Origin of the sequence: Arthrobacter sp. zg-Y1143 (assembly GCF_030125565.1) — a bacterium.
Lineage (GTDB): Bacteria > Actinomycetota > Actinomycetes > Actinomycetales > Micrococcaceae > Arthrobacter_B.
On sequence record NZ_JASKLW010000017.1, the window covers coordinates 1 to 13,302 of the forward strand.

Here is a 13,302-nt window from a genome sequence, read left to right on the forward strand (position 1 = left end):
AGCCCCGGGGCCCCCCACCGCGGGGGGGGCGCCCCCGCGCGGCCCCCGCCGCCCCCCCCCGCGGTGCCGTTCCTAGGACAGGCCCAGGACCTTGCTCGTGTCGGCGTTGATCTCTTCCATCAAACGCTCGTTTTCGTTGAGCTTGACGCCGTAGCCCGGGATCATTTCCTTGATCTTCGGTTCCCAGCCGTCGAATTGGCGGGGGAACGCACGCTTGAGCAGGTTGATCATGATGGGCGGTGCCGTGGAGGCTCCGGGGGATGCGCCCAGCAGGGCGCCGATGGAACCGTCTGCGGCGGTGATGAGTTCGGTGCCGAACTGCAGCACACCGCCCTTCTTCGGGTCCTTCTTGATGACCTGGACGCGCTGGCCCGCTGTGATGAGGTCCCAGCCCTCGGTCTTGGCGGAGGGCATGAATTCCTGCAGTGCGGCCGTTTTGCCTTCGCGGGTCTTCAGGACTTCGGTGACGAGGTACTTGACCAGGCTCATGTTGTCCTTGGCCACGCCCAGCATCGGCACGAGGTTGGACGGCCGGACCGAGAGCGGCAGGTCCAGGTAGGAACCGGTCTTCAGGAATTTGGGTGAGAAGCCGCCGTACGGGCCGAACAGCAGGGAACGCTGTCCGTTGACGAACCGGGTGTCCAGGTGCGGCACGGACATGGGCGGGGCACCCACGGAAGCCTGGCCGTACACCTTTGCGTTGTGGCGGGCAATGATGGACTCATCCGTGGAGCGCAGGAACTGGCCGGAGACGGGGAAGCCGCCGAAGCCCTTGCCCTCGGGGATGCCGGAGGCCTGGAGCAGGTGCAGTGCGCCGCCGCCGCCGCCGATGAAGACGAACTTGGCGCTGACGGTGCGGGCGGTGCCGGTGGCCAGGTCCTTGACCTTGACGTCCCAGCCGCCGGTGGAGGAACGGGATACGTTGCCCACTTCGTGGCGGAAGTGCATGTTCACCCCGTTGGCGCCGAGGTAATTGGTCAGTTCGCGGGTCAGCGCACCGAAATCCACGTCGGTGCCGCCGACCACGCGGGAGGCTGCAACCCGCTGGGAGGGGTCGCGGCCTTCCATGATCAGGGGGGCCCACTCCGCCAGCTTGGCCGGATCCTCGGAGAATTCCATGGTCTTGAAGAGGGGCTGCGCGCTCAGCGATTCCCAGCGGCGGCGCAGGTACTCCGAATGCGCGTCGCCCCAAACAAAGCTCATGTGCGGCAGCGGATTGATGAAGTTGTTGGAGATGTGGCCTGCAGAGACCAGATGCGACCAGAACTGCCGGGAAACCTGGAACTGCTCGTTGATGCCCACCGCCTTCGCCGGGTCAACGGAGCCGTCGGCTGCGGCCGGGCTGTAGTTCAGTTCACAGAGCGCGGCGTGGCCGGTTCCCGCGTTGTTCCACGGGTCGGAGCTTTCCAGCCCTGCGCGGTCGAGGCGCTCATAGAGGGAGATGTCCCAATCCGGCGCCAGCTGCTTCAGGAACGCCCCGAGGGTCGCGCTCATGATGCCGCCGCCGATCAGCAGTACATCTGTTTTCGTTGCGGAATTATCCGCCGGGCTATTTGCAGTCAACTTCGTCTCCAGTCGCGTGGGCGCTAGCCATAGAAGCGTATCCCTGAGCAGGTGGCTTCCTAAAATTATCGCCTACTTGCACTGCTTTGCCGGGGCAAACCGCAACCGGTCCGGTAAAGGCTCCGGCGCCTCAGCGGTCCGCGAGGGAGATTCGGTTGAAGACTTCGTGGAGGACGGGGCTGGTGGGGTAGGACGCGACGCGGGGGGACAGCGCCAGGGCAGAGATGGGGAAGGCGAGCGGGATAGCCGGTACGCGCTCGGAAATCCGGTTGGTAATCGCGTGGTAGGCGTCAGTTTGATCCTGGCCCTCGCCCAGCGTGCGCGCCTTCTCGACGCCGGTGAATACTTCCGGGTCGTTGAACGCGAATTCCTCGGTGTAGCGCCCAAAGAGCGTGCCGACAAAGTTGTCGCCGGCTTCGTAACTGCCGGCCAGCCCCAGCAGGTGGAAGGCCCGGTCTTCCTTGCCATGCACCTTTTCCAAGTAGCCCTCGGACCAGTCCACCGGGACCGGGCGGATGTTGAAGCCGGCAGCGGTCAGCTGGCTGCTGAGCCGGGCATAGACCTTTTCGGGCGTGGGCAGGTAACTGCGGGTAACGTGCCGGGGATAGTAGAACGGCAGCTCCCGGCCGTCATACCCGGCTTCGATGAGCAGTTCCTTGGCCTTCTCCGGTTCGTAGCCGTAACCGGTGGCCGAGTCGGACGTCAGTCCCAGCTTTTCCGGCAGGAACTGGTTGGCAGGCTTGGTGCCGTTGAGGAACAGGCCGTCCAGGACGGCAGGCTTGTCGATGGCGTGCGCCACCGCACGGCGCATCAGGACGTTGTCCAGTCCGGGGAAGCTCTGGTTGATGCCCAGGTACAGGATGGAATACGGATCGCGCTGCTGGATCTGCTGGCCGTTGCGCGCCAGTTCGCCGACGTCGTTCACCGTAACCAGGTCGTAGCCGTCCACCTCGCGCTTCTTCAGGGCACGCAGGCGGCCCTCGGGGCTGTTGATCGTCCTGAAGACCACGGTCCCGATCTGGCCGGGTTCGCCCCAGTATTCCGGGTAGGCCGTCAGTTCAATGGTGTCTTCGTCCCATGTGCCGAAGCGGTAAGGGCCGGTGCCTACGGGATGGACGCCGTAGGCGGAGATCTTGCGCCCGTTGAGTTCCCGGGTCAGCTCGTCCGCGCTTGCCTCGGCCAGTGCCTTCGGTGATGACATGGCGAACGCCGGTGCTGCGAGGGCGGGAATGAAGCTGTCCAGGGGCTCGGTCAGGATGACCCGGACGGTGTATTCGCCTACCGGAACGCAGTCCTTGTAGACGGTGAGGGCGGGCGTATCCGAGTAGCCCCGGAATACCGACTTGTACATCAGCGAATCGGTGCGCACGGACTCGGGCATGTTGTACCAGCGTTCAAAGTTCCGCCGTACGGCTTCGGCGTTGAAGGGCTCACCGTCGTGGAAGGTCACGTCCTGCCGCAGTTCGAACGTATAGGTCCTGCGGTCCTCGGACTGCGTCCAGCTTTTGGCCAGCAGGGGTGTGGGGGCCGAGGTCAGGGCGTCCACGCCCACCAGCCCCTCAAGGACCTGCCGGGTGACCCGGTAGGACTCAGTGTCGGAGGCGAGGGCCGGATCAAGGGTGACCGGACGCGCCGCCGTCGCGAAGGTGAAGCGGGCGGAAGGGCCGGTAGGTGCGGTCGTGCCGGCTGCGGCCGTGGGCTTGTCTTCGGCGGCTTCGGCCGTGCAGCCGGCAAGCATGAAGGCTGCCGCTGCTGCCCCGGCCCTGATGATGGAACGGCGGGAGAGGGAAGGACCGCTGGGGCCGGAACTGGCCCGGGCTGGTTCCCGTCCGGGTTCTGCTGTGCCGGGTTTTACTGGGTCGGATCGGGTCACGGTGATACTCCTCCGGGACGCTCCATCCCTCCGTTTTGATGATTTCCCATTCTAAATGATTAAAAACCGGTAAACACCGGTGAGACACGCGTCACAAGAGGTGCCGGTGGGGCAGGATGGGGAAATGACTGATTTGAGCGCTGATACGCCCCTGCTCGAGGTGAGCAACCTCGCGGTTAATTTCCGCACCATGGACGGCGAAGTGTCCGCCGTCCGCAACGCCGGGTTCTCCTTGCCCGCAGGCAAGACACTGGCCATTGTGGGGGAGTCCGGCTCCGGGAAGTCCACCACGGCTATGGCCGTCATCGGCCTGCTGCCGGGCAACGGCACAGTGGCGTCGGGCAGCATCCGCTTCGACGGTCAGGAACTGGTGGGACTGCCCGAGGCGAAAATGCGGGCCATTCGGGGCCGGTCCATCGGCCTGGTGCCGCAGGACCCGATGTCCAACCTGAACCCGGTGACCAAAATCGGAACCCAGGTTGCCGAGACGCTGCTGGTGCACGGCATGGCCACCGCGAAGGACGTGGACCGCAAGGTTGTGGAGGTCCTGACCGCCGCCGGACTGCCCAACGCCGCTGAACGAGCCAAGCAGTACCCGCATGAATTTTCCGGCGGCATGCGCCAGCGGGCCCTGATCGCCATTGGCCTGGCCTGCCGTCCCCGGCTCTTGATTGCCGATGAACCCACGAGTGCGCTGGACGTAACGGTCCAGCGGACCATCCTTGACCAGATCGACCGCATGACGGAAGAACTGGGCACGTCGGTCCTGCTGATTACCCACGACCTCGGGCTCGCGGCCGAGCGTGCCTCCGAACTGGTGGTGATGCACCGCGGTGAAGTCGTGGAGACTGGACCGGCCCGCCAGCTGCTGGAGGACCCGCAGCACCCGTACACCCAGTCATTGGTCCGGGCCGCCCCCAGCGTGGCGGCGGTCCGGCTCCGCCCGGGCGCCTTCAGCGCGGCGGGGGATGCGGAGGAGAGTGGAGCTGCCGCCGGAACGGACACAGCGGACGACGCCGCCCCGGACAACATTGTCGAATTCCGGGACCTCACCAAGGTCTTCAAGATCCGCGGCCGGGCGGATGATTTTTATGCGGCCCGGAACGTTACCCTGGACATTCCGCGCGGCCGCACCGTGGCTATTGTGGGGGAGTCCGGTTCGGGGAAGACCACCACGGCGCGGATGCTGCTCAAGCTTATTGAGCCCACATCGGGGACCATGACCTTCGACGGGATGGACGTTGCGTCGCTGAACAAGGTCCAGCTGCGCGACTTCCGGCAGCGGGTGCAGCCTATCTTCCAGGACCCGTACTCCTCCCTGGACCCCATGTACACCATTGAGCGGATCCTTGAGGAGCCGCTGAAGACCTACCGCCGCGGCAACAAGGCAGAGCGGCAGCAGCGCGTCCGGGAACTCATGGACCAGGTGGCACTGCCGCAGGAGATGCTGCACCGCTATCCGGCCGAGCTTTCCGGCGGGCAGCGCCAGCGCGTGGCTATTGCCCGTGCCCTGGCGCTCAAGCCTGAGCTGATCGTCTGCGACGAGCCGGTCTCCGCGCTGGATGTGCTGGTCCAGGCCCAGATCCTGCAGCTGCTAGGGGACCTGCAGCGCGAGTTCGGGCTCAGTTACCTCTTTATCTCCCATGACCTGGCCGTGGTCCGGCTGATCTCCGACTACGTCTGCGTGATGAAGGACGGGGAACTGGTGGAGGCAGCGACGTCGGAAGAGGTCTTCTCCAACCCGCGCCACCCGTACACGCGCAGGCTCCTGGCCTCCATTCCGGGCAATGAACTGAACATTGAGGACAAACTGGACGTGGAAGGCGAGCTGGCTTCCTAGCCATGGGAGCAGGACGGGCTGCGGAAGAAGCAGCATTGGAAGCGGAACTGGAGCAGATCCTTGCTGCCCGGAACCGGGAGGCGATGGAGCCGACCATCAGGGCCCTGCTCGACGTCGACCGGCGCTTTCCGGAGAACCCGCGCGTTCTCTACGAAGTGGGGGGCGCCTATGACACAGCGGGGGAGGAGGACACTGCAGCAGGCTTCTACGAGCGTGCGCTCGCCGGCGGCCTGGACGGCGATGTCCTGCGGCGGTGCTGTCTGCAGTACGGGAGCACCCTGCGGATCCTGGGCCGGGTGGAGGAATCCCTGGCGGTGTTCGCCCGGGCCCGCCGGGAATATCCGGACTCGGTGGCGCTGGGGGTCTTCGAGGCGCTGACGCTGCATGCCGGCGGCCGGGCGGACAGCGCGCTCGCAGGCATGCTGGAACTGCTGGCGGACAACGTTTCCGCCGCGGAGCTGGACCGGTACAAACCGGCGATCCGGGGCAACGCCGGGTATCTGCGGTCCCTGGACAGTGAGTAGCAGTGCAAGACAGTGAGTAGCAAAGCAAAAGGTCCCACCCGATGCGGGTGGGACCTTTTGCTTTACTGCCGGGCTACTTCCGGCGCGTCTTGGGATCGAGCGCTTCCCGCAGGGACTCGCCCAGCAGGGTGAAGCCCAGCGCGGTGATGGCAATGCAGATGCCCGGCAGGAATGCCAGCTGGGGCGCCACGCCGAGTTCGGCCTGCGCATAGGTGAGCATCCGCCCCCACTCCGCGGTCTGCGGCAGTCCGCCGCCGAGGCCGAGGAAGGACAGGGCTGCAGCGTCGATCACCGCAGTCGCGAGTGTCAGCGTCGCCTGGACAATCAGCGGTCCGGTGCTGTTGGGCAGCAGGTGGCTCATGGTGATGGTCCGCCGGCTCAGTCCGAGGGTCTGCGCCGAGAGAATGTAGTCGGCGCTGCGCTGGGAGATCATCGAGGAGCGCAGCAGCCGCGCGAAGATCGGCACCTGGGACACGCCGATGGCGATCATGATCGCAGCGGAGCTCTGTCCCATCATGGCGGCGATACTGACCGCGAGCAGCAGGTTCGGAACCGACAGAAGGATGTCCACAAAGCGCATGATGACGCTGTCCACCCAGCCGCCCAGGCCGCCGGCAAGGACGCCGAGCAGCATTCCGCCCAGCAGGCCGAGGGCGGTGGAAACCACACCGATGATCAGCGACGCGCGGGCGCCCCAGAGCAGCTTGGACAGCACGTCTCCGCCGAAGCGGTCCAGTCCAAGCGGATAGCCGTCGATGGCGCCGGGGCCCGGAATGCTGGTGGGGGTGATGTTCGTGCGGCCGGGCAGATCATTGCCGCCGTACGGAGCCAGCAGCGGGGCGAGAAGTGCCACCAGGATAAAGAGACCGACAATTACGGCACCGGCAACGGCGGCCGGATTGCGGCGAAGCCGGCGGAAGGCATCTTTCCACATGCCGCTTTCGGCGGCCGGCTTGGCGGTGGGTGCACCTTCGGGAAGAACGGACCCGCCTGCTGCGGGGGGCAGAGTAGTACTCACTGGACACGCACCCTTGGATCGATGAAGCCGTAGGACACGTCAACCAGCAGGTTGATCAATGAGTACGCCACGGCAATGAAGACGATGAATCCCTGCAGCACGGGGTAGTCGAGGGCAAAAATTGCGTCCCTCAGGAATTTTCCTATCCCGCTGAAGGCAAAGACGGTTTCGGTCAGCACCGCGCCGGAGATCAGCAGCCCGGTCTGCAGGCCGATGGTGGTGGTGACCGGCAGCATGGCATTGCGCAGGATGAACCGTCCGCGGATGGTTTTTTCCATCAGCCCCTTCGCCCGGGCCGTTCGGACGTAGTCCGCACCCTGGACTTCCAGGACAGACGCGCGGGTAATGCGCACAATAATCGCCAGCGGGATGGTGCCCAGGGCGATCGCCGGCAGCACAAGGTGCAGGATGGCATCCCAGGAGGCGTCCCATTCCCGTGTCAGCAGCCCGTCCAGTACAAAGAAGTCCGTGACGTGCGTGGCATTGATCCGCGGGTCCTGACGTCCGTCGGTGGGGAACCACCCCAGCTGGATGGCCAGTACCCATTTGAGAATGAAGGCCAGGAAAAAGACCGGCACGGTGATGCCGATGAGCGAGAGGACAACGGAGGAGTGGTCCCAGAAACGTCCGTAATGCCGGGCGGCCAGGTAGCCGAGCGGAATGCCGATGCCGATGGCGAAGATCAGCGCAACGACGGCCAGTTCCACTGTGGCCGGGAAACGGGTGCCGAATTCCTCCAGGACGGAACGCCCGGTGACGATGGAGGTGCCGAAGTCGCCCTTGAGGAGCTTCCCGACGTAGGTGAAGTACTGCTCGATCAGGGGACGGTCAAATCCGTAGGCCTTATTGATATTCGCAATGGCTTCCGGTGAGGCCTTGTCTCCGAGCAGGGCCGTGGCCGGACCTCCGGGCAAGTTGCGTACCCAAAGGAACAGCAGGATGGACAGGCCTATGAGGGTGGGAATCAGCATAAGCAGGCGTTTGCCGATGACTCGTAGCACGAGCGTCCTTTCCCAGCCGTGGAAGCTGGAGGATCTGGTGGGGAAAAAGACTGGAACACGCGTAAAGGCCGGGGACCACTGGGGTCCCCGGCCTCCGGTGCGTTACTTGGTGAGCTTGATCTGGTTGAACACTTCGTCGTTCACCGGGCTGGCGGGGTAGGACTCAACCCGCTCGGAGAAGGCGAGTGACGGCGCCGGGTGTGCCAGCGGTACGGCCGGCACAAACTGGGCGATGTCCTCGTTGATCTGCTCGTAGAGCGGGGTCTGCTCGTCGAGCTTGGAGACCTGGCGGGCTTCTTCCAGGGCGTTGAAGATGTCCGGGTTGTTGAAGCCGAACTCCGGCTTCTCCTGGCCGAAGAAGACGCCAACAAAGTTGTCGGTGTCGTTGTAGTCGCCGGTCCAGCCCAGCAGGTGCAGGCCGTGATCGGACCCGGCCTGGACGCGGTCAAGGTAGTCCGGGGACCACTTGTTCGGCTGCGGGTTGACCTTGATGCCTACCTCGGCCAGCTGGGCCTGCAGGTTGGTGAAGACCTGTTCAGGGGTCGGCATGTAGGGGCGCGAGACGCCGGTGGGGTAGTTGAAGTCCACGGTGAAGCCGTCCGGGTAGCCGGCCTCGGCCAGCAGGGACTTTGCCTTCTCCGGATCGTAGGCGTACTCGGTGACCTCGTCGTTGTAGCCGTTGACAACCTCGGGGATGAACTGTGTTGCCACCTTCGTGCCCTCGGGCAGCGTCTGGGACACCAGCGCTTCCTTGTCGATGGCGTAGGAGATGGCCTGGCGAACCTTCACATCGGCCAGTTCCGGAACCTGCTGGTTCATGCCCAGGTACAGGATGGTGAACGGATCCCGGGGGATCACCTTGAAGCCGGCCGCGGCCAGCTGCTCGGTGTCGGCCGGAGCCACCAGGTCATAGCCGTCAATGTCGCCGGCTTCCAGCGACTGGCGGCGTGCCTGCGGATCATCGATGACGCGGAAGATGATGTCGGTGACCTGTGCTTCCTCATCTCCCCAGTAGTCCTCGTTCAGGTCAAGGGTGATCTGGTTTCCTACGTCCCAGGCATTGAACTTGTAGGGCCCGGTGCCGGTGGGGTGGGCCTTGGCGTATTCGGTCAGCTCGGGTGCCTCGGCCGTGCCGGAGGACTCGTTGGCACCGAACTCCTCCATGGCCGAGGGGCTCTGCATGGCGAACGCCGGCAGGGACAGGGCGGCAACGAACCCGGCGAACGGCTTGTTCAGCGAGATCACGGCTTCGGTGTCCGAAGACGCCTCGCAGGACTTGTACGTCGCGGTGTCCGGGCTGTCGGAGAAGCCCTTGAACAGCATGCCGTAGTAGTAGGCCTGGCTTTCTGCCTGCTGGATACCGGAGAAGTTGTACCAGCGGTCGAAGTTTGCGCAGACGGCTTCAGCGTTGAAATCCGTTCCGTCGTGGAACGTGACGCCTTCCTCCAGGGCGAACGTGTAGGTCATGCCGTCTTCGGAGACTTCCCAGGACTTGGCCAGCAACGGAGCCGGGTCGGCGGTTCCGGGTTCGACCCCTACCAGGCCTTCGAAGATCTGGCGGCTGACCCGGAAGGACTCACCGTCGGAGGCGAAGGCGGGGTCAAGGGACTTGGGATCGGATGAGGCGGCGAAGACAAACGTGCCGTCGACGTCGCCGGAGCCACCGCCGTCGCCCTCTTCACGGTTGCTCTGGGCGCAGCCCGAGAGCACAAGAGCGCTCAGGGCAAGGCCTGCGGTAAGGGCGGACGCGCGCTTCTTCGCGGTGCGGCCTTTCCGGACTCTGTCTGCTGGGAACATGTTTCGGTACTCCTCTGGGGCGGATGAACGCTAAGCGAGTGTTGCCTGCTGCCGGCTAACCGGCGCGAATGTGTCCTGGAACACAAACGTATGGACAGAGCCTAATGGTGAAGTGTTTCTGTTACGTGAAATTGGACACCCCCGGCGCGGTCACGATTTGGTCACGCCGGAGCGGGCCCTGGGCCGGCAAGGGATGCCCGGGGATGCCCGGGGATGCCCGGGGAACACAAAAAGCCCCGGTCCGAAGACCGGGGCTTTTGCCGTGGACGCCCTAAGCGGGGCCGTTTGTGCGCGAGGAGGGACTTGAACCCACACGTCCGAAGACACTGGAACCTAAATCCAGCGCGTCTGCCAATTCCGCCACTCGCGCGTGGTTTCTGCCGCCGGCCGGAGGCCAGTGGGGAAACCAGCCTCCAGTGTACCCGAGCTCAGTCGAGCCCTAGATCACGCCGGAGCTTGGCAACATGGCCGGTGGCCTTGACGTTGTACTGGGCGAGGGCAACCGTGCCCTCGGGGTCAACCACCACAGTGGACCTGATTAGCCCTTCGTAGGTGCGGCCGTAGTTCTTTTTCTCGCCCCATGCGCCGTAGGCTTCGGCCACCGCGTGGTCTGGATCGGAGAGCAGCGGGAAGTTGAGGTTCTCCGCTGCGGCGAACTTTTCCAGCTTCGCAACCGGGTCGGGGGAGATGCCCAGGACCGTGTAGCCGGCGCTCTTGAGGCTGTTCAGGTTGTCGCGGAAGTCGCAGGCTTCCTTGGTGCAGCCGGGCGTAGCTGCCGCGGGGTAGAAGTACACAATGGTGTTGCTGCCGCGCGTGTCGGCCAGGGAAACACTGCTCCCGTCGGAGGCGGGCAGGGTGAAGTCCGGGGCGGTTTCGGCCGGGCTGAGGCGTGGCATGGGAATCTCTCCTGGAAATGGGTTCTGGCACGCGGTACGACTCAAACGCGACATTCCCGCGCGGGATGGCTATCCTAGTCTGTGGACAGATGCATCATCAGCCAACTGACTGTTTGCTTAGCCGTCCAGAGCCTAGAGGAAGAGTCTTATTTTATGCCGGATATGGAGCGCTGGCCCACCGGTCGTCTGCTGTCAACCGCTGCGCGCCTGGTAGAACACGCCTGGAACGAACGCCTGGTCAGCATCGGCCTGACGCATGCAGGCGTGATCGCATTGGGTGTCCTTGACTCGCAGGGACCCATGACACAGGCCCGCCTGGCGCAGTTGGTGCGCGTCCAGGCACAGACTATGGGCAAGACTCTGGCCCGCCTGGAGACCCACGGCCATGTCACGCGGGTCCGTAATGATCTGGATAAGCGCAGCCACATGGTCACCATTACCGAGCGCGGCGCTGAAGCCCTGCACGAGGCGCAGAACATTGAGCGCACCCTGCTTGACGGCGGCGAGCTGATGTCCGAAGCGCTGCGCAGCCAGCTGCGCAAGGTCATCACCGAACTGGGCAGCCCCCGGTGGCAGACTGCCGTGGACGTTCCCGGACTGCCCATCCCGCCCGAAGCCGGGCTGGAAATTCTGCCGGAGCCCGCGGCAGACGGCCGCTGACAGCAGCGTCACATACATCGACAAAGCGTCACATCCATCGACAAGAGGCACATCCACCGGATGTGCCTCTTGTCTTTAACTCCGCCGGCGGCAGGTCCGCCGGCCACATGGGCAAGGGCAGGCACATGGAACAAAGAGTGAGCGAAAAGTACCTTAACTTTGCGGGCGTCATTGATGACGCCACATTGGAGCAGAACAGGCGCACGGCGCAGATGCCGTTCATCTACCCGCACCTGGCTTCCATGCCGGATGCCCATCTGGGCAAGGGTGCCGCCGTGGGCTCGGTGATCCCGACCCTTGGCGCGGTGATCCCGGCCGCCGTCGGCGTCGATATCGGCTGCGGGATGATCGCGGTGCGCACCGGGCACCGGGCTGCGGACTTAACCGGACTGGACCGGCGGAAGCTGCGGACATCGATCGAGGGCGCGGTTCCCCTCTCCGCCGGGCACAGCAACAAGTCCCTGACGGACACTGCACGCCGCCGCGTCCAGGTCCTGTCCGACGACGCCGCTGCCGCCGGCTTTGATCCTGCCGCCTACCTCAAAGGCTGGCAGCTGCAGCTGGGCACACTGGGTTCAGGCAACCACTTCATTGAGGTTTCCCTCGATGAAGAGGATACGGTCTGGCTGTTCCTGCACTCCGGATCGCGGGGAGTGGGGAACAAGATCGCCCAGCAGCACATCTGGGCTGCGCAGAATTACTGCGGCAAACGCTCCATCGAGCTGCCGGACCGGGACCTGGCCTACCTGGAGGAAGGCACTGAGGAGTTTGACCGTTACATTGCGGAGCTGATGTGGGCGCAGAAATTCGCCCTGCTGAACCGGGAGGAAATGATGGACAGGGTGATGGCCTGCTTCCGGGAGTGGACCGGCGGTCCGGTGCAGGAAGCAGAGCGGATCAACTGCCACCACAACTACACCGAGGTGGAAGAGCACTACGGAAAAAGGGTCTGGCTGTCCCGCAAGGGAGCCATTGATGCTTCCCCCGGCCGCCCTGGACTCATTCCCGGATCCATGGGTACCGCGTCCTACGTGGTGGAGGGCAAGGGCTACCCTCCGTCCCTGAACTCCGCGCCGCACGGGGCAGGCCGGCAGTACTCCCGCACCCGGGCACGCAAAACCTTCAGCCAGGAACAGCTGCGGAAGGCAATGCGGGGAATCGAGTACCGGGACACTCCCGCGTTCATCGATGAAATCCCGGCGGCTTATAAGGACATAGACGCAGTGATGGAGGATGCCGGGGACCTGGTTTCGGTGCGGCACGTGCTGCACCAGATTGTGAACGTCAAGGGAAACTGAGTCTGGGGCGGACCACGGTAGGGTGGCCAGTCATGACCACTTCAGCAGAGCTTCTTGCCGCCTATGACCGGCAGCTGCGCACGGACGCGGAGACTCCGTCAGCCCTCGACGTCGAACAGCTTGGACCGCTGCGCCTGGTGACGTTCGACGGCGGACGGGGATTCATCACCTATGCCGGCCTGGACGGCGCCGACGCCGGCACCATAGCCGGCTGGGTGGCCGGCGCCCTCGGGTATTTCCGGAACAATCCGGCGATCCGGCACATCGAGTGGAAGTCCCGCGGGCATGACTGGGCTCCCGGACTGCATGTTGCACTGGTTGGTAACGGGTTTGAGCCGGAGGAATCCGAGTCCATCATGATCGGCCGCGCAGCGGACCTCGCCGTTGACGTCCCGCTGCCTGTTGGCGTTGCCCTCCGGCAGGTCACCGAAGAGGAAGATGTTCGTGCCATGAGTGCAATGGCGGACGGGGTCTTCGGGGATCCGGTTTCCACCGCAACTGCGGACTCCCTCCTGCGCCGGCTGTCCCATGCCGACGGAATGGAACTCTGGGTGGCCGAATGCGGGGCAGAGATTGTCAGCGCCGGACGCCTTGAACCTGTTACCGGCACGGACTTTGCCGGCATCTGGGGTGGCGCCACCCTGCAGGCGTGGCGGGGCCGGGGTATCTACCGTGCCCTCACCGCAGCCCGCGCGCGGTCCGCCCTGGCAATGGGTAAGACACTGATCCACAGCGACTCGACACCGTACTCCCGGCCCATCCTTGAGCGCTCCGGTTTTGTGAAGGTCTCCACCACCACGCCGTATATTTGGCGTGCCCCGGCCTAGACACA

At 64.7% G+C, this 13,302-nt stretch carries 11 protein-coding genes and 1 tRNA gene; 5 read left to right on the forward strand and 7 right to left on the reverse strand.

Translation table 11 applies throughout. The annotated features are described in order from the left end of the window. Positions 1–72: 72 nt before the first annotated feature. Together QNN98_RS16210 and QNN98_RS16215 are read right to left on the reverse strand one after the other, a co-directional pair. Positions 73–1,563 carry a malate:quinone oxidoreductase gene (locus QNN98_RS16210; RefSeq protein WP_227914434.1) on the reverse strand — a complete coding sequence of 497 codons (1,491 nt, stop codon included), beginning with the start codon at positions 1,561–1,563 and terminating at the stop codon, positions 73–75. A 130-nt stretch (positions 1,564–1,693) separates the two neighbouring features. Next, entirely contained in the window at positions 1,694–3,436 is a 1,743-nt protein-coding gene (locus tag QNN98_RS16215) for an ABC transporter substrate-binding protein (protein WP_227924870.1), read from the reverse strand. A gap of 124 nt (positions 3,437–3,560) precedes the next feature. Here QNN98_RS16215 and QNN98_RS16220 point away from each other — a divergent pair, with 124 nt between their 5' ends. Next, entirely contained in the window at positions 3,561–5,276 is a 1,716-nt protein-coding gene (locus QNN98_RS16220; protein ID WP_227914430.1) for an ABC transporter ATP-binding protein, read from the forward strand. A 2-nt stretch (positions 5,277–5,278) separates the two neighbouring features. Beyond that, complete coding sequence (locus QNN98_RS16225; RefSeq protein WP_283998523.1) at positions 5,279–5,800, forward strand: tetratricopeptide repeat protein; 522 nt, start codon at positions 5,279–5,281, stop codon at positions 5,798–5,800. 73 nt (positions 5,801–5,873) lie between these two features. On the opposite strand, the gene QNN98_RS16230 is transcribed toward QNN98_RS16225, so the two are convergent. From QNN98_RS16230 to bcp, 5 genes are all read right to left on the reverse strand, one after another. After that, positions 5,874–6,818 carry an ABC transporter permease gene (locus QNN98_RS16230; protein WP_227914426.1) on the reverse strand — a complete coding sequence of 315 codons (945 nt, stop codon included), beginning with the start codon at positions 6,816–6,818 and terminating at the stop codon, positions 5,874–5,876. Next, positions 6,815–7,819, reverse strand: a complete 1,005-nt coding sequence (locus QNN98_RS16235; RefSeq protein WP_227914424.1) for an ABC transporter permease — start codon at positions 7,817–7,819, stop codon at positions 6,815–6,817. The genes QNN98_RS16230 and QNN98_RS16235 overlap by 4 nt, the downstream gene beginning before the upstream one ends. Positions 7,820–7,921: 102 nt before the next feature. Continuing rightward, entirely contained in the window at positions 7,922–9,616 is a 1,695-nt protein-coding gene (locus QNN98_RS16240; protein ID WP_227914422.1) for an ABC transporter substrate-binding protein, read from the reverse strand. 288 nt (positions 9,617–9,904) lie between these two features. Next, positions 9,905–9,986: transfer RNA gene (locus QNN98_RS16245), tRNA-Leu, on the reverse strand. A 58-nt stretch (positions 9,987–10,044) separates the two neighbouring features. Next, on the reverse strand, positions 10,045–10,512 hold the full coding sequence (bcp, locus tag QNN98_RS16250; protein ID WP_227924869.1) for a thioredoxin-dependent thiol peroxidase: 468 nt from the start codon (positions 10,510–10,512) through the stop codon (positions 10,045–10,047). A gap of 153 nt (positions 10,513–10,665) precedes the next feature. Between bcp and QNN98_RS16255 the strand changes: the two genes are divergently transcribed. The 3 genes from QNN98_RS16255 (at position 10,666) to QNN98_RS16265 (ending at position 13,297) form a co-directional block, all read left to right on the forward strand. After that, the gene (locus QNN98_RS16255) at positions 10,666–11,172 is read left to right on the forward strand and encodes a MarR family winged helix-turn-helix transcriptional regulator (protein WP_227914419.1); all 507 of its coding nucleotides are present in this window, start codon (positions 10,666–10,668) and stop codon (positions 11,170–11,172) included. Positions 11,173–11,297: 125 nt separating this feature from the next. Further along, positions 11,298–12,470, forward strand: a complete 1,173-nt coding sequence (locus QNN98_RS16260) for an RtcB family protein (RefSeq protein ID WP_283998529.1) — start codon at positions 11,298–11,300, stop codon at positions 12,468–12,470. A gap of 32 nt (positions 12,471–12,502) precedes the next feature. Next, complete coding sequence (locus QNN98_RS16265; protein ID WP_283998531.1) at positions 12,503–13,297, forward strand: GNAT family N-acetyltransferase; 795 nt, start codon at positions 12,503–12,505, stop codon at positions 13,295–13,297. The last annotated feature ends 5 nt before the right edge of the window (positions 13,298–13,302 follow it).

Coding starts and splice junctions, on each gene's coding strand:
- QNN98_RS16240 (WP_227914422.1), bottom strand. CDS start 9,616: ATGTTCCCAGCAGACAGAGTCCGGAAAGGCCGCACCGCGAAGAAGCGC.
- QNN98_RS16260 (WP_283998529.1), top strand. CDS start 11,298: ATGGAACAAAGAGTGAGCGAAAAGTACCTTAACTTTGCGGGCGTCATT.
- QNN98_RS16265 (WP_283998531.1), top strand. CDS start 12,503: ATGACCACTTCAGCAGAGCTTCTTGCCGCCTATGACCGGCAGCTGCGC.
- QNN98_RS16255 (WP_227914419.1), top strand. CDS start 10,666: ATGCCGGATATGGAGCGCTGGCCCACCGGTCGTCTGCTGTCAACCGCT.
- QNN98_RS16220 (WP_227914430.1), top strand. CDS start 3,561: ATGACTGATTTGAGCGCTGATACGCCCCTGCTCGAGGTGAGCAACCTC.
- QNN98_RS16225 (WP_283998523.1), top strand. CDS start 5,279: ATGGGAGCAGGACGGGCTGCGGAAGAAGCAGCATTGGAAGCGGAACTG.
- bcp (WP_227924869.1), bottom strand. CDS start 10,512: ATGCCACGCCTCAGCCCGGCCGAAACCGCCCCGGACTTCACCCTGCCC.